The following is a 19,212-nucleotide window of genomic DNA, read 5'->3' as shown; positions in this document are numbered from 1 at the left end:
TAAACTGGCTCAGCTTACCCCTCTGCCGTTCCCGGCAGAGGATTTAAGTTCTGTCTAGTGACGACTTCAGAGACCGTAGATATCGCCAAATTTGGTTTCCAGGTATTCCAATAAGGGCTCATGGGTCGGCTGGGCACCCGCTGCGTGGGCAATAGTCTCCAGAGGAGACCGCAGTCCGCCATATTGCTGCAGGTTATTCTTAAGCCAACTCACTGCAGCAGTGGTGTCGCCAACTGAAAGCTGCTGATCCAGATCTGGCACAGATTGCCGCAATGCCTGATGTAAACACCCTGCATATACATTGCCCAATGAATAGGTAGGGAAATAACCGAATAGTCCCACAGACCAATGGACATCCTGCAAACAACCATTTGATGGCTTATCGACGTCGTAGCCAAAGTCTGCTTTGAAGCGGTCATTCCAGGCCGCCTCAAGATCAACAACTTGCAGTTCATCAGACATCAAGGCTCGTTCCAGATCGAACCTTAGCATGACGTGAAGATTGTACTGGATTTCGTCAGCTTCGGTACGGATATAGCCATTGTGTACAGTATTGACGGCAGCATAAAATGAATCGGCGTCTGGAACACCAATATCCCCGAAGACCTCAACCATCTGTTCAAACAACCAACTGGTAAAGGCACGGCTACGCCCCAATTGGTTCTCATAAATCCTGCTTTGGCTTTCATGCACGCCCATTGATACACCACAGCCTAGCGGTGTTAACAGATAGTCATTGTCAATGTTTTGCTCATAACAGGCATGACCAACCTCATGGATGGTAGAATAGATACAGCTAAATGGATCGCTTGTACTGGTACGCGTTGTGATGCGCACATCTTGTCCACTGCCGGAGCTAAACGGATGCACGGCCTTGTCTACGCGGCCATGGTTCATATCGTAGCCAAACGTCTTGGCTAACTTACGGGTCAACTTCATCTGCTTGGCTTCGTCGAACACCCCTTCCAACCGTTTCGGGGTGGGACGTTCCAGAACTGTAGCCCGCAAATCAACCAATCGGGGCCGCATTGCGTCGAAAATTTCCGCAATCTGAGCGCTGGTGGTGCCGTGTTCATAGTCTTGAACCATAGCATCGTACAAGTTACCACCAGCGGCAAGTGCAGCCCCCTCTTCCCGCTTCAGGTCCACGACTTCCCGAAGAACTGGGATAAAGGCAGAGACATCTTCATCTGCCCGTGCAGCTGCCCACTTTCCTTGTGCTCCGGACGTGACCTGTGCCAGTTTTTTGGCTAAGTCCGCCGGCACCTTCTTCGCCCGCTCGTAACTCCGTCGGATCTCACGCAATTGGGCAGCACCAGCCTCATCGGTGGCTGTGGCTTGTTCCAGCCAATCCCCGACCTGAGGAGCCATACGGCGGGCATGCAATACAGCTTCAAGAGCAGCCATTTCATCGCCACGCTGGGAGGCCGCACCTCGGGGCATCATAGTTTCCTGATCCCATCCCAATCGCCCGGCAATCTGCCCTAGCGCCTGAGTGTCGCGCTGGAATGCCATAAGTTTGTCAAATGCGCTCATATCAGATGTCCTTGATCGAAGTTGTTATGGGGTAGGCAGACAAGAACCTTGCGCGCAGCACTGCTGACCAAAGAACGACTGCCAAAAGCTGGTGTAGAATGGCAATTTGCCAAGGGGCGCCATAGATGACGGTAGTGATGCCAAGAACAACTTGCAGCAGCAAAATTGCAAACACGACATGAAAAGCACTTTGCGTAATTGGATGTGCGCTATGTCGACCACGGAGCCAAACAATCACTCCAAAACCCAATAAAACATACCCAGTGATACGGTGAATAAACTGGACAAGACCAGGATTTTCAAAGAAATTCTTCCACATTGGTTCAAGCATAAGAGGGTTTTGCGGAATTATCTGCCCGCCCATCAATGGCCAATCGGTATACGTACGGCCTGCATCTATCCCGGCGACCAATGCGCCAAGAATAATTTGCAAAAACGCAAAGTGCATCAAACCCGTCGAAAGGCTGAAGAGCTTCTTTTCTTTTGCCCGGCGGGCCTGCATCAGAACGCGATCTTCACGCGATAGCATTAGAATATACCAAGCTATGAAACCCAGAATGATAAAGGCCAATCCTAGATGAACAGCCAGACGGTAGGATGCGACCGAGACCATACCCTCACCCTGGGTGACACCAGACGCAACCATCCACCAGCCGATCCCTCCTTGCAATCCGCCTAGCACACCGGGCAAGGCAAGCCTATTGGTCCAGCCAATTGGAACTTTGCGGGCCAGCAAAAAACCAAGAAACCCCAGCGCCCAGATCACCCCCATGACCCGGCCCAATTGTCTGTGGCTCCATTCCCACCAATAGATCGCTTTGAAATCTTCAAGCTGCATCCACTGGTTTTCGATACGCCACTGATCAATCTGTTGGTATTTGTCGAATTCGGCCTGCCAATCAGCCTCGCTTAGCGGCGGCACCGCACCTGTTACTGGCTTCCATTCAGTAATGGACAATCCACTGTCAGTCAGCCGCGTCAGTCCACCTACGACGATCATTGCAACTACAAGCGCAAACAGAACCATCAGCCAGGCGCGGATTGCTCTACGTGCACCGCTCTTGTTACGCTCAATCAGTCCGGACTGGACTTTCGGAGCGACAGAACGATCGCCTTCCACGTCTTCAAAAATATTGCGCTTGCTCATGCTTGCCTCGTCTTCATCTGTGGCCACGCTAGTTCCCTGTTGAGCAGAGGTCCAGACGGCTTAATCTTCACCGCGCTGCTTCCAACGGACCATCTGGCGCATCACTCCGTGGAGCATCTGCACATCCGCATTGGTCAGCGCCATACGGCTCCACAGGTTTCGTAGATTCACCTTCATATTTGGCGCTTTATCAGGTGGGAAAAAGAAGCCGGCCTGTTCTAGACGCTCTTCGTAATGTTCGGATAGTTTTTCGATTTCAACACCTGTTGCCCAACTGGCTTTGCCCATGTCGACCGTTTCGTGTTCGATTTCTCCGACCTGACGCTGCCATTCATAGGCGGTCAGCAACACGCATTGACCTAGGTTCAGCGATCCATAAGCCGGGTTCACCGGAACCGAAATAATGGCATTGGCCTTGGCTATGTCTTCATTTTCCAGTCCCGCACGTTCGGGACCAAACATCACAGCGACCTTCTCACCTGCCGTAATTTTCTCTGCAGCCAATTTCATGGCTGCTTCTGGACTGAACACTGGTTTGGTCAATCCGCGTTGCCGTGCAGTGGTTGCAAAGACAAACGAACAATCGGCGAGCGCATCAGAGACATCTGGGCTCAACAGTGCCTCATCCAGTAAGCGCCCAGCACCAGATGCCATAGCGACAGCTTTAGGGTTGGGCCAGCCATCCCGAGGCGCCACAATACGCATTCGATCCAGACCAAAGTTCCACATTGCACGCGCTGCGGCGCCAATATTTTCACCCATCTGTGGGCGCACCAATACAAAAGCAGGTTGAGGGGTCTGGCTGGGCATGTTGCTCTTTCTGAAGAATTCTCCTCGATTTAGTCCGCAATCGCCGTCAGAGCAAGATCTGGTACTATCTCTGAGTCTCAATTACCCTGCTTCATGCCTATAAAACTTGCGTATGCGGCTTTATTCGCTAAACAGCCGCATGACAGCACAAGGATCGAACTCATGGATAGCCCCGAGAAACCGCAGATCTACCTGATCACGCCACCGAGTTTTGAGCTGGGCCGGTTTCCCGATCAACTGGCCAGAGTGCTAGATACTGTCGACGTTGCCTGTCTAAGGTTGGATATGGCCAGCCGTGACGAGGATACCTTAAGCCGCGCTGGTGATGCCCTTCGGGAAGTCACCCATGCACGGGATGTAGCTATTGTAATTTCCGATCACCAAATCCTGGCCGAGCGCCTCGGTCTTGACGGGGTCCATTTAACTGACTCGGCTCGCTCAGTGCGTGCTACCCGTAAAGCGATGGGCGCGGATGCCATCGTTGGAAGTTTTTGTGGGACCTCAAACCATGACGGCATCACAGCTGCTGAGGCCGGTGCCGACTACGTCTGTTTTGGCCCTGTGGGGATTTCGGGTCTGGGCGATGGCGGCACCGCAGAAACAGAACTGTTTCAGTGGTGGTCAGAAATGATCGAAGTTCCGATGGTTGCAGAAGGTGGTTTGACAGAAGACCTGATCCGAAACATTGCGCCTTACACAGATTTTTTCGGGATCGGTGATGAAATATGGCGTGGTGATGATCCCGTTGCAGCATTGCAGCGTTTGACCACTGCAATGGGCTGAGACATCCGTCCTATAGAAACATCCGTTCGACAAACCAATAAGCTCCGATCACTGCAATGGTAATCGACGCCGGTATTGCAATTCTACCGCGGTACTTAGGGTGAGATCTGAACCAAACACCCACAACTGCAAAGGCTACTGCAATTACGTATAGCTGCCCCAGCTCGACGCCAACATTAAAGCCAACAAGTGCAGCAATAAATTGGTCCCTTGGCAATCCAAACTCACCTAAGACCGAGGCAAATCCTAGCCCGTGCAAGAGGCCAAAACCAAAGATTACCAATGGGCGCCATGGGCTAAGGTGTCTTGTAAAGATATTCTCGACCGCGACATATACTATTGACGCTGCGATGAGTGGTTCAACGATATCAGGGCTAACAGTCACCACCCCCAAGGCGCCCAGCGCCAGTGTGATTGTATGCGCCAGAGTAAAAGCGCTGACTTGCCAAATTAGTGGACGCAGCCGAGAACTGAGGAAGAACAACCCAAGCACAAACAGAATATGGTCTAGGCCTCTGGGCAGGATATGCTCGAAGCCTACGGGCAGATAATCCACAAAGGCTTCCAATGGTGTCAATGCTGCCCCGCCAGTCAAAGGAATTGGTGGCGTTGTCTCACCACCTTGCAGGAACCCTGTATAGGGTTCATCAACCCCATTCTGCCGCAACACCACACTGCCTGACCCTTTCGGCCAGGTCATCGTCAAACTTCGCGCGCTGGACGGAATACTCCCATTCAGCAACAGATAGGTTGCCCTAGGAAGATCCACATTCCCAACTTCAGGGATTACCACTTCGGTGACACTGAGCTGAACGCTGCCAGTCGCGGTTAGTTCAAGCGTTTCCAGCCATTCTTCAGCGAACTGGCGCACCATTGGTTCAAGCTCAGCTTGGTCCAACGCACGCAGGCTATCGTAATCCGTGGCCTGTGCCGCGTCATTGGTATCATTCATACCATCGAGATTGATACCGGCGACAAACGCCTCGATGTTTAGCCGTAGATCAAAGGCGATCTGGTCATTTTCAACGCGGAAATCTGCAATAGTAGGCGTAACCTCATGGGCGCGCGCCGTAGAAACGAGAGCAAACAAGGCAAGACTTGACATCAAAAACACAGATGCAAGCCTATGGCTTATCCTCAATAAGGTCATGTCTATGTTCACTTGCCTGTACCGCCGTCTCGTCTTTGTTATTGTCGGGCTGTCTCTAACCGCCCTACCCGCGCTTTCTCACGAGTTTTGGATCGAACCACAGAAATATCAAGTTGAATCAGACATGCCGGTAATCGCAGACCTGCGCAGCGGGCAGAACTTCGTGGGACCTAAGCTAGTCTACTTTGCAAGGCGCACCCACAGCTTTGACGTTACCCTGGGTGATCACAGTACCGCTTATCAGGGTCGGATGGGAGACCTTCCAGCATTGCAAATTGATCAGATGGATGATGGTTTGCTGATTATCAGCCATGAAACTGTACCTGAAATGCTAACGTACGATACCTGGGAGAAATTTGAGACGTTTGCAGACCACAAAGGCTTTGCTGATATAGGCCAAAAACATCAATCAAGAGGCTTGCCCAGACAAGGATTTACCGAGTCTTACTCACGCCATGCTAAAGCATTGGTTTCAATTGGCTCCGGTATTGGCAGTGACCGTTTGTTGGGCCTCGAAACCGAGTTTCTTGCATACGCCAACCCATACACTGACAATTTAGAACAGGGCTTTATGGTTCAGCTGTTTTATCAGGGCAATGTGCGACCACATGCGCAGATCGAAATGTATGAACGCGCCAGCGATAATGCCGTCACTGTCTCCATACTTCATACAGATGCCCAAGGGCTGGCAAACATTCCAACAAAACCTGGTTTCACTTATCTTGTTGATGCGGTTGTTCTGCGACCGGCAACTGACGACGTTGAACAGGTTTGGGAAACCCTTTGGGCGGCCCTAACATTTGCAGTGCCCGAATAACGGTTGCGCCTTGCGAGCTGGTTCAAAAATAGGCAGTACTGGCGTATGATACAGAACTCCAAATCAGACAAAATCAATATCCTTTGCATAGGTTCAGTGCTTTGGGACATTATAGGTCGATCGCGCATGGAAATGCAGCGCGGCTCTGATATGCCAGGCCGGATCACCCGGCTACCGGGCGGCGTCGCCATGAACATTGCAATGACCTTGGCCCGTTTTGGCCTAAAGCCTGCCCTGCTCAGCGCAATCGGCCGAGATGAAGAAGGCAACGAGTTGGTCAATGCCTGCCTCCGACTTGGTTTGTTGACTGACCACATTTACCGTTCTGAAGACCTGCCCACCGATCGTTACATGGCTGTAGAAGGCGCAAATGGACTGATCGCAGCTATTGCTGACGCCCACTCACTTGAAGCTGCCGGCGACAAAATTCTGCGCCCCTTACGTGATGGTAGCCTTGGTTCATCGAGGCATCCCTACTCTGGTCTTGTAGCGTTAGATGGCAATCTGACTTTGTCCCTGCTCGACGACATCGCCGCCGCCCCAGAATTTTCCGCTGCTGATCTTCGTGTTGCACCAGCCTCGCCAGGTAAAGCCGAACGTTTACGCCCATTCCTGAACCGAAATCGTGGTACGCTTTACGTCAATTTAGAAGAAGCCGGCTTGATGTGTCAGGCGGAATTCTCTGACAGCCTAACCGCCGCACAGGCTATGCTTGATCGAGGCGCCTCCCGTGTTCTGGTGACTGACGGCGGCAGTTCAGCCACCGAAGCAGGTCCAGACGCGCCAATCACCCTTTCCCCGCCCCGCGTAACCGTCGCCCGAGTGACCGGAGCCGGAGATACCTTTATGGCAGCCCATATCGCCGCCGAGGCCCGCGGAGAGCCCCGCGAGATCGCCCTCGCATCAGCGCTTAAAGCTGCGGCTACCTATGTTTCAGGAGAACCACCACTGTGATCAACATCAAGTACTCTGCCGAGGTCCAGGCCGCCAGGTCCAACAACACTGCGATTGTTGCATTGGAAAGCACCATCATTACGCACGGAATGCCTTACCCGCAGAACGTAGAAGTAGCGGCACAGGTTGAACAAGACATCCGCGAATCTGGCGCCACGCCCGCCACGATCGCTGTACTTGACGGTTGTTTGCATATTGGTCTTGAAGCAGATCAATTGCTGTCATTGGGCCAGGCAAAAAATGTTGCTAAACTGTCACGGGCAGATTTTGCAGCCTGCCTTGCGACTGGCGGAACCGGCGCAACCACCGTTGCGGCGACTATGATTGCGGCGAAACTCTCTGAAATAGAAGTTTTCGCAACAGGCGGCATCGGTGGCGTCCATAAAGGTGCTGAACAAACATTCGATATTTCTGCCGACCTGTTGGAACTGGCTGCAACCCCAGTGACAGTTGTTGCAGCCGGTGCCAAAGCTATTTTGGATGTCCCTAAAACCCTTGAAGTCCTTGAGACGCATGGCGTGCCTGTCATAGTTTATGGCCAAGATAGTTTTCCGGCCTTTTGGTCCGCACAATCTGACCTTGCTGCACCGTTACGGTTGGATAGCGCAGCGCAGATCGCCAGTGCTCATGTTCTACGTCAGGCCATTGGATTGCCGGGCGGCCAACTGGTTGCCAACCCAATTCCAGACGCGGATCAAATTGCTGCCGAAATCCTGGCACCGATCATCGCCCAAGCTCAGACAGAGGCCGACATCAAAGGAATCAGTGGTAAGTCCGTCACTCCATTCCTGTTACAGCGAATATTTGAACTGACTGAGGGCAAGTCCCTCACTGCAAACATTGCACTGGTCCGTAATAATGCCCGACTAGCTTCCAATGTTGCCAAAGAACTGATCACTCTTCGCAGTTAACAGACACAGATTAGAGAGGCGCCATTGCCGCGCCTTCTCAAACTTCCTAGGTTGCACAGAACCAACAGCGAAAAGAACCATGACAACGCCATTTGACCAAGAACCCCAGCGCCGTCCGGGCCTGTTTGCCCGCCTGCGCTCATCATTTCTGACTGGGATCGTGGTGATCGCCCCGGTTGGGCTGACTATTTGGCTTTTATGGTCAGTCATGGGCTGGGTTGATAGTGTGGTGTTGCCGCTAGTCCCTTCAACAATCCTTCCGGAAAAGTACATCGGTATCAATCTGCGCGGCATCGGGTTGATCATCTTTTTGTTGTTCACCATCGTCATTGGCTGGATCGCCAAAGGGATTTTGGGTCGTTCTCTGATTTCTTTCGCCGAAAGCCTTGTCCAGCGTATGCCAGTGGTGCGGTCAATCTATTCTGGAATCAAACAGATTTCGGAAACCGTATTTGCTCAGTCCGAACGCAGCTTCGAAAAAGCCTGCATCATTCAATATCCTCGCCCTGGTATCTGGGCCATCGGTTTTGTCTCGACCACCGCCAAAGGCGAAGTTTATGCGCATACCAAAACCAGTGGGAAGTTGATGAGTATTTTTATACCAACTACTCCAAACCCGACCTCTGGGTTTCTGTTGTTCCTTCCGGAAGAAGACGTGATTGAGCTGGAGATGAGTGTTGAAGATGCCGCTAAGCTGGTGATCTCAGCCGGGCTGGTCTACCCAAATTCCAAAGATCCAAGCCAACCAGCTGAAATAGAAGCGGACTAAGTTAGCTTCATATAACGAATATCCAAAGGAAGCGGGGCAAGGCCCCGCTCCTGCACTTTTTATAGAGCAGTCCATCCGCCGTCGACACTTAGCGTCGTACCAGTAATCTGCGTTGCAGCCGAAGAGCACAAAAACGCAACCGTGCCACCTAGCTGCTCTACAGTTGCAAACTCTTTGGATGGTTGCCGCGCCAACATTACGTCTTTGATGACTGTTTCGCGGTCCATGCCGTACTCCTTCATAGTGTCGGGTATCTGTGCTTCAACCAACGGCGTCAGCACATATCCTGGGCAGACTGCATTACAGGTGATCGGCTCTTGTGCCGTTTCTAATGCAACTGCTTTGGTCATTCCCACTACACCATGCTTGGCCGCGACATAAGCAGATTTATAAGGTGAGGCCGTCAAACCATGTGCCGAAGCGACATTGACAATCCGTCCCCACCCGGCCGCACGCATCATCGGTAACGCAGCAGCAGTAGTGTGGAACACGGAATTGAGATTGATGGCAATGATCGCATCCCACTTATCTCTAGGAAACTCATCAATAGGAGCGACGTGCTGGATGCCGGCGTTATTAACCAAAATGTCGCAAGAGCCAGCAGCTTCTATTAGGCTACGGCATTCCTCTCCCACGGACATATCCGCTTTGACATACTTGGCAACCACACCAAACTCCGTTGATATGGCCTCTGCCAATGCATGGTCTTCGTCTCGATCTGTAAACGAGTTCAAAACCAGATCTGCGCCTGCACGCGCCAGCTCTCGTGCAACGCCTAGTCCAATTCCCGAATTGGATCCGGTGACAACAGCAGTTTTCCCTCGCAAAGACATAAATCTCTTCCCTTTATACGATATGGCTAGGATGTGAATTTTGCGCATAGTGGCATGCTGCAACTGCAAAGAAAACGCTCGTCACCTGTTGTTCTTACAATTTATCTGGCTGGCCGAACATTGTAGATATCTTTAACTTCGGCTACTTGTGAAAAGCTTCAGTGAGCTCGAATTTTCACCGCTTGGCCGTTCAAATATGAACGGCTCACCACAACAAAAAACAGCCAAACCAAAAAAAACGCCCGCGCGAAGCGGGCGTCAAGTTATTGAGGCAGGTTTCATACAGGCAAGAAACCTATCGAGCAGTAACACTGTTATACGCAATTATCTGACGTTATCCAAGCTAAAAGTTTGAAAAGGCGTGACGGCAAGGTTAGCTTGATAACACAAGGAAATATAGGCAGAGCAGGATTGTTGCCCAAATGAGATCAAACTTTTTCTCAAAAATCACCTCAACGCTGGCAGGTATCACCCTGCTTCTAAGCGTTAATCACGCTACGGCAGAATCAGCACATGGGATAGCCATGTACGGACAACCCGATCTGCCAGAGGATTTTACATCCCTCCCTTATGCCAACCCCGATGCCCCCAAAGGTGGGCGAGTGGTGTTTGGTAATACTGGTGGCTTTGATACGCTCAATCCATTTGTACAAAAAGGCACTGCCCCATGGCAACTTCGGTTCTGGGGTTACGAAAGCTTGATGGGACGATCATGGGACGAACCGTTTTCGCTATATGGGTTGCTTGCTGAATCAATCGAAACCCCTGACGATCGCTCATGGGTTGAATTCACCCTTCGCCCTGAAGCTCGGTTTTCCGATGGCTCGCCAGTTACCGTCGACGACGTAATCTGGTCATATGAGACTTTGGGCACAATTGGCCACCTTAGGTACCGCGGCTTTTGGTCAAAAATTGAGAGCATAACGCAAACCGGCCCTCGCAAAGTTAGGATTGTCTTCAACACCGAAGATCGGGAATTGGCCTTGATTGCAGGACTGCGCCCCATCCTGAAAAAAGGACAATGGGAAGGTAAAGATTTCACAACCAGTGGCCCTAGCGAAGCCCCCATCGGTACAGGTGCCTATGTCGTCGCCGCCTCTGACCCTGGCCGCTATGTGAGTTTGCAGCGTGATCCCAACTATTGGGGGGAGAATTTACCGTTTCGGAAGGGCACACAGAACTTTGACGAAATGCGAGTTGAGTTTTTTGGCGATCAAACTGTGCTGTTTGAAGCTTTCAAGGTTGGCGAATTGACTGCTGTGCGCGAGTACAATGCTGGCAAGTGGGACCAAGGCTATAACTTTCCCGCAGTTCAAAGTGGAGATGTGGTGAAGTCCGAAATACCTCACCAGCGCCCTTCGGGTATCACGGGTTTGGCAATGAATACCCGTCGCGCACCTTTTGACGACTGGCGGGTACGAGAAGCTCTCCTTTATGCATTCAACTTCGAATACATTAACGGCACAGTAACCGGTGGGACACAGCCTCGTATTACTTCCTATTATTCCAATTCCGCTCTCGGCATGAACCCCGGCCCAGCCAAAGGTCGTGTACGAGATCTACTAGAACCTTATGCGGATACGCTGCTGCCAGGTGCTTTGGACGGCTACAGTTTGCCAGTAAGTGATGGTACTGAACGCAATCGTAAAAACCTCCGTACGGCAACAAAATTGTTAAGCGATGCAGGCTGGGAAGTGCAAGATGGTGTTTTGCAAAATTCAACTGGTGAGGCGTTCGAATTCTCAGTTCTTTTGCGCCAGGGCGATGGCGAAATGCAGACTATTGTCGAAATGTATGCCCGTTCTCTTGAACGTCTAGGTATCACTGTCACTACAGAAACGGTTGATAACGCACAATATGTCGCCAGGCAAAACGACTATGATTTTGATATGACGCGCTATCGCCGTGATCTGTCATTAAGTCCCGGAAATGAGCAGTACCTTTACTGGGGCCGTAGTGGTGTAACCCAAACCGGGACACGTAATTTAATGGGCGTCGATAGCCCTGCCGTAGAGGCTCTGATCCCTGAGATGTTAAATGCATTCAGTGCTGAGCATTTCATTTCGGCTGTTCGGGCTCTAGATCGGGCACTGACAACCGGACGGTATGTGATTCCAATCTGGCAGTTCGATAAGGGTCGAATTGCCCATGCCAAAGAGTTACAATTTCCTGATAGATTACCGCTTTATGGTGACCGTCTCGGCTTTATGCCCGATGTTTGGTGGTATCAGCCAAACTGAGCCGCCTCTATCCCGTTTGGGATATGCTTACTGTATCTGCCTTTCTACTTCACTGAGTATAAGGGCAGATAGTTACACCGGCTGGTTAGGGCCCAAGCACTTTGCACTGTCCCCCCTATTTCGAATGAAAACTCCACTCCAAGTTACCAAGTCAATTGCCATCCTGAATTTCAAACTTGTCAGGTCTAGGCCTGTTTATGTGCTCCAGCTAAACGGCCTCTAAGCCAAACATTGGAACATGATACAGCCTTCAAATTTTTGACCGTATCTTTTTTGATTAATCCTAGTTACACTAAACTGACAAAAGAACCGTTGTTGCCCGGTGGGAGGACTGGCTATGACCGTTTTGAACGCTTCCAAGGACTGGGCCAATTGCCTGCCGCGTATCCAAAACCGTTTCCCCTATTTGCAACCAGCCTTAGCGCCTTCGTTGTTACAGGATCCGGAGGCGTTTGTGGTTTATCTGGCTCAGACCCATCATTTGACCCTAACGGAAGCTAAAGAAGAAGTGGATGACTTCCTATTCGTAGAAGGGTTGCTACGCGAGGTCGAAGGCTGACCGCTGTAGCTGATTCAAGCCAGAGACGTGACCCATAGGATCGTTGCATCCTCGTCACTTGACGAGATAACGTTATGCCCCATCGCAGCATCATAATATGCGCTGTCACCACGTCGCATCTCAATTGGCTCGTAAAATTCAGTATACAACCAAACCACCCCGGTCAGCACGTACAGAAACTCTTCGCCATCGTGGCGCACCCAGCCGTCAAACTCTTCCATCGACCGAGCGCGTACGCGGGCCCGATAGGGCAACATCTGTTTTCTGGACAAACCATCTGCGAGTAACTCGTGCTCATAAGTCGTGGTTGCGTGCGCGGCACCTTCACCCGTTTTGGTCACGGTTAAACGACCATTCACCTGACCACGTTGCGGGGGGGTAAAAAGTTGAGGGACCGAAATCTCCAGCCCAACAGCCAGCTTCTTTAATGCATCGTAAGTTGGTGACATTTGGCCATTTTCGATCTTCGACAAGGTCGAACGTGCCAGTCCCGCCTGATTGGCAGCATGCTCCAACGTCCAGTCACGGGCCTTACGTAATTCACGTACCCTCATTCCCAAATCCAGCGGTTCGGCCTCGCTCTGGACGCCGCTGTTGCGTGCAATGGAAATTAGCGATTTTGGATCTCGTTTTGTCATACGCTCTCTATAAGCGGCCCCAAGTCAGCTTGCAACGCAGCACCACTCACGATAGCCACACCCCATGTTGTCGATTTTTGACCATGGCGCGTTCGCACCCTGCCCCGCGCCCTTTAACTTGGCTGCCCATGTATTGCGGCATGCCCCGACCGCACCGGACAAACTTGCTTTGTCCGTCCTTTCACCAACAGCGACACAGAACTGGACTTACCGGGCACTTGAGGCAGCAGTGCGCGGAACCGGAACAGGACTGCTGCAATCTGGGCTGGTCGCAGGTGATGTCGTTCTGATGAGATTGGGCAACACGGTCGAGTTTCCCATTGCCTATCTCGGAGCCATCGCAGCCGGATTGGTTCCCGTTCCAACATCATCTCAATTGACGGCCCCCGAAACGGTCAAGATGATTGCCGACCTAGCGCCAGCGGCAATCCTGCGGGATCCCGATGTGGCTTGCGGCTCACACCCGAATCAAATCACAACCGACTCACTTCTATCGATGCGTGACCTTCCCCCGTGCCAGTACGCTTTGGGCGACCCAGAGCGGTTAGCCTATTTAGTCTACACTTCGGGAACCAGCGGAAATCCGCGCGCCGTTGCACATGCCCACCGCGCCATATGGGCGAGACAGATGATGATTTCAGGCTGGTATGATCTGCACTCGGATGACCTGCTGTTACATGCTGGTGCCTTTAACTGGACCTATACCTTGGGCACGGGCTTGATGGACCCATGGACCATGGGCGCAACCGCCTTAATCCCAGCGCCAGGCACAGCGATTTCTGACCTCCCCGAACTGCTGCGGGACCATCGCGCCAGCATTTTTGCTGCTGCGCCTGGCGTCTACCGCAAAATTTTACAAGGTAATGCACCTCCGGACCTTCCAAACCTTCGCCACGGGCTTTGCGCCGGCGAAAAGCTCTCGGAAGACCTACAACAGGAGTGGACCAAAGTTACACAAACTAAGCTGTATGAGGCCTATGGGATGTCGGAATGCTCTACTTTCATTTCTTCCAGCCCTAAGCATCCCGCAAAAAACGGTGCGCTAGGGCAACCTCAGATCGGTCGTCGCGTTGCCATCGTTGATAGCGACGGTCCTGTTCCAATCGGAAACGAAGGTACAATCGCCATCCACCGGTCCGATCCGGGGCTGATGCTTGGCTATCTGAATGCAGAAAACGAAACAGCAGCTCGCTACCATGGTGACTGGTTCTTGACCGGTGACCAAGGGGCAATGACTGCCGAAGGCCAGATCAGTTATCTAGGTCGCGCCGACGACATGATGAATGCCGGAGGCTTCCGTGTTTCCCCGCTAGAGGTTGAAGGTGCACTCTCTGTCCATCCTGGGATCACCCAGGTAGGCGCCGCAACCGTCGAGGTCAAACCCGACACCTTTGTTATCGCTGCGTTCTATACCGGTCCCCAAAAGTTGAACGAGGACGACCTAAGGGATTTTGCCAACAAGCACTTGGCCCGCTACAAACAACCCCGTGTCTACATTCATTTGAACACATTGCCGCAGGGGGCCAATGGCAAACTGCTGCGCCGCGCCCTACCCGCTTACTTCAAGGTTACAACCTAACATGACCGTAAAACTCGATATTCTTTCGGATCCGATCTGCCCGTGGTGCTACATTGGCAAAGCCCATTTGGATAAAGCACTGGCTCAAATGCCAAGTCATCCTTTTGTAATCGAATGGCACCCTTTTCAGTTAAATCCCGATATGCCCGCCAAAGGCATGGACCGCCGAGAATATCTCGAGACCAAATTTGGTGGACAAAATGGGGCTGTAAAAGCATACGCCCCTGTCGTCGAACACGCCCAACAGGCGGGCCTCACAATCAACTTCGAAGCGATGAAGCGGACCCCCAATACGTTGGATGCTCACCGGCTGATCCATTGGGCCGGCATTGAAGACAAACAGACACAGGCTGTGGACGCCTTGTTTCAGGCTTATTTCGTCGATGCCCGCGACATTGGTGACTCCGAGGTACTGGGAGATATTGCCGACAGCATCGGTATGGATGCTGCTGTCGTGCAAAAACTACTCTCTACCGACAACGACACCGGTGATATCAAAGCACGCGACGCCCATAGCCGAGAGATGGGTGTTAGTTCTGTACCAACATTTATTGTCGACAATAAACATGCGGTTCCCGGCGCCCAACCTCCTGAGCTTTGGCTTAAGGTCATAGCCGAGATCATGGATCAGGTCGAAACTAGCAACTCATAGACCCATTTTAAAGCAACTACATTCAATACCTGAAAAGGATGCACGTCCATTTCAGGTAACGTCAACATCAATGCACACCCATCTGTGCGACGCAGTTTCTGGATGCGCGCCAAATTCTATGATAGCGCCAAAAATTAGCGGTTCCCAGATTGCATCCGATTTCCGGGTCCTACTGAAGTGCCGCCTGAGGTAATATATGTCCAACCCAGCCGCCCATCAAATGTCCAGGGTCGAGTTTATCTCGTTGATTGCGATGATGTTTGCCACCATCGCTTTTTCCATCGATGCAATGCTGCCCGCTTTACCAGAAATTGGTGCTGCTCTCAGCGCGGACGATATCAACCGTGCGCAGCTCATTCTGACTGCTTTTGTCTTTGGTATGGGGGTCGGCACCTTTTTCACCGGCCCATTGTCTGACGCGTTTGGCCGCAAACCAGTGATTATCGCCGGGGCATCACTGTATGTTGTATCCGCTGCGGTAGCCTGGGCCAGTTCCTCTCTGGAACTACTCCTGTTTGCCCGCGTCACAATGGGTCTCGGAGCCGCAGGACCACGCGTAGTGGCATTGGCCATCGTGCGTGATCTTTATTCTGGTCGTGAGATGGCAAAACTCATGTCAATCGCAATGATGATTTTCACCTTGGTACCTGCTATTGCCCCCATGCTCGGGACAGTCATCATCGCCTTTGCGGGCTGGCGTGCAATCTTCATCGCCTTTGCCTTATTTGCAATCACTATAGTGATCTGGATGGGTATTCGCCTGCCAGAACCGCTCGCGCGCGAAGATCGCCGCCCGTTTCAGCTTCATTTGATGATCGGTGCCATCCGCGAGATGTTTGCCCATCCTACGGTACGTATTTCGATTTTTGTTCAGACCCTTTGTATGGCCGCGCTGTTCACAATGCTGACCATGGTGCAGCCTGTATATGACGTGATTTTTGGTCGCGCCGACAGCTTTCCTTTTTGGTTTGGTTTTGTCGCGCTAATGTCTGGAAGCGCGAGCCTGATAAACGCTGCTGTTGTGGTCAAAGTAGGAATGCGCCGTATGGTCACCTGGTCGCTTGCGAGCCAGATCCTGTTTTCTACTGCCGTGCTGTTTCTCAGTAACACCAGTCTACCGGACACATTCCAATTTGGCCTGTTTGTAGCCTGGCAAACCAGCCTATTTTTTATGGTGGGTTTGACCTTGGGTAATTTGAATGCCATGGCGATGGAGCCCATGGGCCACATTGCTGGCATGGCGGCTTCGGTTATTGGTGCCATTTCAACGGTGCTTGCGGCTGCCATTGCCGCGCCAATTGGGTTGTTCTTTGATGGCTCATTGCTACCACTGACATCTGGCATTTTAACAATGATCATCGCCGCTTACTTGCTCATGTTGCATATGGGGCGCGTTGAAACACGCCTCCCAGCAGAATAGTCCCTACGACCTTCTTGCCGTAGTACATTGAAAACCCTAACCTCTCCGCATTCTCGGGGAGGAGTTTTGAATGAGCGACTACTATGATTTGGGCAACTATACCTGCCCCATCACCAGCACCTCCAACCATGCTCAGCTCTGGTTTGATCGCGGCTTGGTCTGGACCTATGCCTATAATCATCAAGAAGCGGTGGTTTGTTTTCAGCGGGCATTAGAACATGACCCCAACTGCGCGATGGCACATTGGGGAGTCGCCTTTGCCTCTGGTCCGAATTACAATATGCCCTGGGAATTGCATGATGTTCCAGGCCGAGAAAAAGCGCTAAGCACTGCTTTTGATGCCGCGCAACTGGCGGTATCGCATGTGGATGGTGTTACCAAGCCAGAGGCTGCTCTAATAAATGCTCTAGCCGCTCGTTACCCGCAGCGCGAGCTGATCGACGACATGCACGCATGGGATTTTAGTTTTGCAGATGCCATGCGCGCTGCATTTGCCGAATGCCCCGATCACCTAGATCTTCGAACAATCTATGCGGAAAGCCTGCTCAACCTAACGCCATGGAAAATGTGGGATTTGAAAACCGGACAGCCTGCAGAGGGTGCCGCCACGCTTGAGACGCAAGAGGTGTTGGAATGGGCGATGAGTCATGCACCCGGAGCTATGCAACACCCAGGTCTATTGCACCTCTACGTACATTTGATGGAAATGTCGCCGTGCCCAGAAAAGGCGCTGAAAGCCGGAGACGTCCTTCGCACATTGGTTCCAGACGCCGGGCATCTGGTCCATATGCCCACTCACATTGATGTCCTGTGTGGCGATTACAAAGACGTTGTTCACTGGAACGAAAAAGCGGTTGAAGCTGATATAAAATATTACCACCGCGAAGGCGCCTATAATATCTACACTGGATACCGCCAACATAACTATCACTTTATCATTTATGGCGCGATGTTCCTGGGACAATACGAGCCTGCGCGGCGCGCCAATCTAGGCATGTGGGAAACGGTTCCAGAAGACATGTTACGCATAGAAAGCCCGCCGATGGCCGACTATTTTGAAAGCTACATGGCAATGGGCCCTCATATTCTGATCCGATTTGGTCGCTGGGACGAAGCGATGGCGTTGGAGTTGCCCAAGGACCCGGATCTGTACCGCACTCTGACCGCCACAACTCACTACGCTCGCGCAATCGGATTTGCCGCGACCGGACGTGTTATTGAAGCAGAAACAGAAGAGGTTTTGTTCCAAGCTGCAAAAGCTAGGATCCCAGAAACGCGATTGATGCATAACAACCGTGTGATAGATCTAATTGAAATTGCAGCAGAAATGTTACGTGGTGAGATTGAATATCGTAAAGAAAACTATGACGTCGCTTTTGCACATTTAAGACGATCCGTCGAGTTGGACGACAACTTACCTTACGACGAACCTTGGGGTTGGATGCAGCCTACACGTCATGCACTGGGGGCCTTACTGTTTGAACAGGGTCACGTTGCACAGGCCGAGGCTGTTTACCGTGAGGATTTAGGGCTTGGTGGCTCCTTATCACGAGCATCAATACACCCCAGCAATGTCTGGAGCCTCAAGGGACTGCATGATTGTCTTAAGGCTCGGGGAGAAACCACTGAGATCAAACATGTAAAGCACAACCTGGACCTGGCTATGGCACGTGCAGACCGGGTCGCAGCCTCATGCGCCTGCGCACAGGTTGCAATGAAGGAAAACGAATGATCAGGGCGCTTATCGTTTGTTTTGTGGGCCTCGGAAGCCCACTGGTTGCCCAACGTATCCATCTCTCTCCGGTCGACCAGGCTGAAAAAGATCCAACTCTTACAATTTTTCGGACCCAATTGCTCACCGACATCATTGCTCGTGATACTGAGGCAGTCGTTGCGGCCTCTTGTAATCAGATTTACCTTAGCCACGGCGGCAATGGGGGCCACGATGAATTCCGGCACAATTTGACACTGCCCGAAGAAAGTCTGAGTGAAGAATACAGGCCTCAGGCTGACGCCCTGCGTGAAGCATATTGGAAAAACCTGCAAAAAACACTTCAGCAACCAGGATACTTCGCTGACAGTGCTGAATTCTTGATGCCATTTCACTGGCAAATCGATCTGCCCGACGAGATCGACATTTTTGAAGCCTATTTTGTAAACGGTCGCCATGTTGCCCTTCGGCAGTCGGCTGATAGCAAAGCGACGATCCTAGAGCAGATTTCTCATGAAGTTGTGACAATAGCTAAGTTTGACGAAAACGCTCTGTATCAACACGTGACAATTGGCGACAGTCGCACAGGTTACATGCACAGGGATTACCTTTGGCCAATAGTCGGTTATCGGGCGTCTTTGACAAAAACTGCCAACGGAGACTGGCAGCTCTGCTCGTTCGTTGCAGGGGATTGATGCTCCAC

The 19,212-nt window shown here is 51.7% G+C and carries 18 protein-coding genes; 12 read left to right on the top strand and 6 right to left on the bottom strand.

Translation table 11 applies throughout. The features are described 5' to 3' along the window. Nucleotides 1–66 precede the first annotated feature (66 nt). The 3 genes from GO984_RS01440 to GO984_RS01430 are packed head-to-tail and all read right to left on the bottom strand — an operon-like array spanning nt 67 to nt 3,493. Nucleotides 67–1,536: a carboxypeptidase M32 gene (locus tag GO984_RS01440; protein WP_157020802.1), complete on the bottom strand. Its 1,470-nt coding sequence runs from the start codon at nt 1,534–1,536 to the stop codon at nt 67–69. Nucleotide 1,537: 1 nt separating this feature from the next. Next, a complete protein-coding gene (ctaA, locus tag GO984_RS01435; protein WP_157021190.1) occupies nt 1,538–2,683 on the bottom strand; it encodes a heme A synthase in 1,146 nt (381 codons plus the stop codon). Between the two features lie 60 nt (nt 2,684–2,743). Beyond that, nucleotides 2,744–3,493: an RNA methyltransferase gene (locus tag GO984_RS01430; protein WP_157020801.1), complete on the bottom strand. Its 750-nt coding sequence runs from the start codon at nt 3,491–3,493 to the stop codon at nt 2,744–2,746. Between the two features lie 162 nt (nt 3,494–3,655). Between GO984_RS01430 and GO984_RS01425 the strand changes: the two genes are divergently transcribed. Further along, entirely contained in the window at nt 3,656–4,276 is a 621-nt protein-coding gene (locus tag GO984_RS01425) for a thiamine phosphate synthase (RefSeq protein ID WP_157020800.1), read from the top strand. Nucleotides 4,277–4,286: 10 nt separating this feature from the next. On the opposite strand, the gene GO984_RS01420 is transcribed toward GO984_RS01425, so the two are convergent. Further along, a complete protein-coding gene (locus GO984_RS01420) occupies nt 4,287–5,381 on the bottom strand; it encodes a HupE/UreJ family protein (protein ID WP_245230953.1) in 1,095 nt (364 codons plus the stop codon). Between the two features lie 43 nt (nt 5,382–5,424). Here GO984_RS01420 and GO984_RS01415 point away from each other — a divergent pair, with 43 nt between their 5' ends. From GO984_RS01415 to GO984_RS01400, 4 genes are all read left to right on the top strand, one after another. After that, nucleotides 5,425–6,243, top strand: a complete 819-nt coding sequence (locus GO984_RS01415; RefSeq protein WP_245230951.1) for a DUF4198 domain-containing protein — start codon at nt 5,425–5,427, stop codon at nt 6,241–6,243. A 45-nt stretch (nt 6,244–6,288) separates the two neighbouring features. Next, a complete protein-coding gene (locus GO984_RS01410) occupies nt 6,289–7,197 on the top strand; it encodes a PfkB family carbohydrate kinase (RefSeq protein ID WP_157020798.1) in 909 nt (302 codons plus the stop codon). Next, nucleotides 7,194–8,108: a pseudouridine-5'-phosphate glycosidase gene (locus GO984_RS01405; RefSeq protein ID WP_167740178.1), complete on the top strand. Its 915-nt coding sequence runs from the start codon at nt 7,194–7,196 to the stop codon at nt 8,106–8,108. The genes GO984_RS01410 and GO984_RS01405 overlap by 4 nt, the downstream gene beginning before the upstream one ends. Before the next feature lie 79 nt (nt 8,109–8,187). Continuing rightward, nucleotides 8,188–8,877 carry a DUF502 domain-containing protein gene (locus GO984_RS01400; protein ID WP_157020797.1) on the top strand — a complete coding sequence of 230 codons (690 nt, stop codon included), beginning with the start codon at nt 8,188–8,190 and terminating at the stop codon, nt 8,875–8,877. A gap of 59 nt (nt 8,878–8,936) precedes the next feature. Here GO984_RS01400 and GO984_RS01395 read toward each other — a convergent pair whose 3' ends face one another. Continuing rightward, nucleotides 8,937–9,710 (bottom strand): 3-hydroxybutyrate dehydrogenase, encoded by a 774-nt coding sequence (locus GO984_RS01395; protein WP_157020796.1) that lies wholly within the window; start codon nt 9,708–9,710, stop codon nt 8,937–8,939. A 422-nt stretch (nt 9,711–10,132) separates the two neighbouring features. On the opposite strand from GO984_RS01395, the gene GO984_RS01390 reads away from it, so the two are divergent. Both GO984_RS01390 and GO984_RS01385 read left to right on the top strand, forming a co-directional pair. Continuing rightward, the gene (locus tag GO984_RS01390; protein WP_157020795.1) at nt 10,133–11,950 is read left to right on the top strand and encodes an extracellular solute-binding protein; all 1,818 of its coding nucleotides are present in this window, start codon (nt 10,133–10,135) and stop codon (nt 11,948–11,950) included. Between the two features lie 337 nt (nt 11,951–12,287). Beyond that, a complete protein-coding gene (locus tag GO984_RS01385) occupies nt 12,288–12,509 on the top strand; it encodes a hypothetical protein (RefSeq protein ID WP_157020794.1) in 222 nt (73 codons plus the stop codon). A 14-nt stretch (nt 12,510–12,523) separates the two neighbouring features. On the opposite strand, the gene GO984_RS01380 is transcribed toward GO984_RS01385, so the two are convergent. Further along, nucleotides 12,524–13,147 carry a helix-turn-helix domain-containing protein gene (locus tag GO984_RS01380; RefSeq protein WP_157020793.1) on the bottom strand — a complete coding sequence of 208 codons (624 nt, stop codon included), beginning with the start codon at nt 13,145–13,147 and terminating at the stop codon, nt 12,524–12,526. Between the two features lie 64 nt (nt 13,148–13,211). On the opposite strand from GO984_RS01380, the gene GO984_RS01375 reads away from it, so the two are divergent. From GO984_RS01375 to GO984_RS01355, 5 genes are all read left to right on the top strand, one after another. After that, the gene (locus tag GO984_RS01375) at nt 13,212–14,726 is read left to right on the top strand and encodes a class I adenylate-forming enzyme family protein (protein ID WP_157020792.1); all 1,515 of its coding nucleotides are present in this window, start codon (nt 13,212–13,214) and stop codon (nt 14,724–14,726) included. Between the two features lies 1 nt (nt 14,727). Then, the gene (locus GO984_RS01370) at nt 14,728–15,378 is read left to right on the top strand and encodes a DsbA family oxidoreductase (protein WP_157020791.1); all 651 of its coding nucleotides are present in this window, start codon (nt 14,728–14,730) and stop codon (nt 15,376–15,378) included. Nucleotides 15,379–15,574: 196 nt separating this feature from the next. Beyond that, nucleotides 15,575–16,798: a multidrug effflux MFS transporter gene (locus tag GO984_RS01365; protein ID WP_245230949.1), complete on the top strand. Its 1,224-nt coding sequence runs from the start codon at nt 15,575–15,577 to the stop codon at nt 16,796–16,798. 70 nt (nt 16,799–16,868) lie between these two features. Then, nucleotides 16,869–18,530 (top strand): tetratricopeptide repeat protein, encoded by a 1,662-nt coding sequence (locus GO984_RS01360; protein WP_157020790.1) that lies wholly within the window; start codon nt 16,869–16,871, stop codon nt 18,528–18,530. Then, a complete protein-coding gene (locus GO984_RS01355; RefSeq protein ID WP_157020789.1) occupies nt 18,527–19,204 on the top strand; it encodes an SH3 domain-containing protein in 678 nt (225 codons plus the stop codon). The genes GO984_RS01360 and GO984_RS01355 overlap by 4 nt, the downstream gene beginning before the upstream one ends. Nucleotides 19,205–19,212 lie beyond the last annotated feature (8 nt).

Source organism: Parasedimentitalea huanghaiensis (assembly GCF_009753675.1).
Lineage (GTDB): Bacteria > Pseudomonadota > Alphaproteobacteria > Rhodobacterales > Rhodobacteraceae > Parasedimentitalea > Parasedimentitalea huanghaiensis.
The sequence above is the reverse complement of the archived record's forward strand: the minus strand, read 5'-3'. Positions and strand labels throughout refer to the sequence as shown.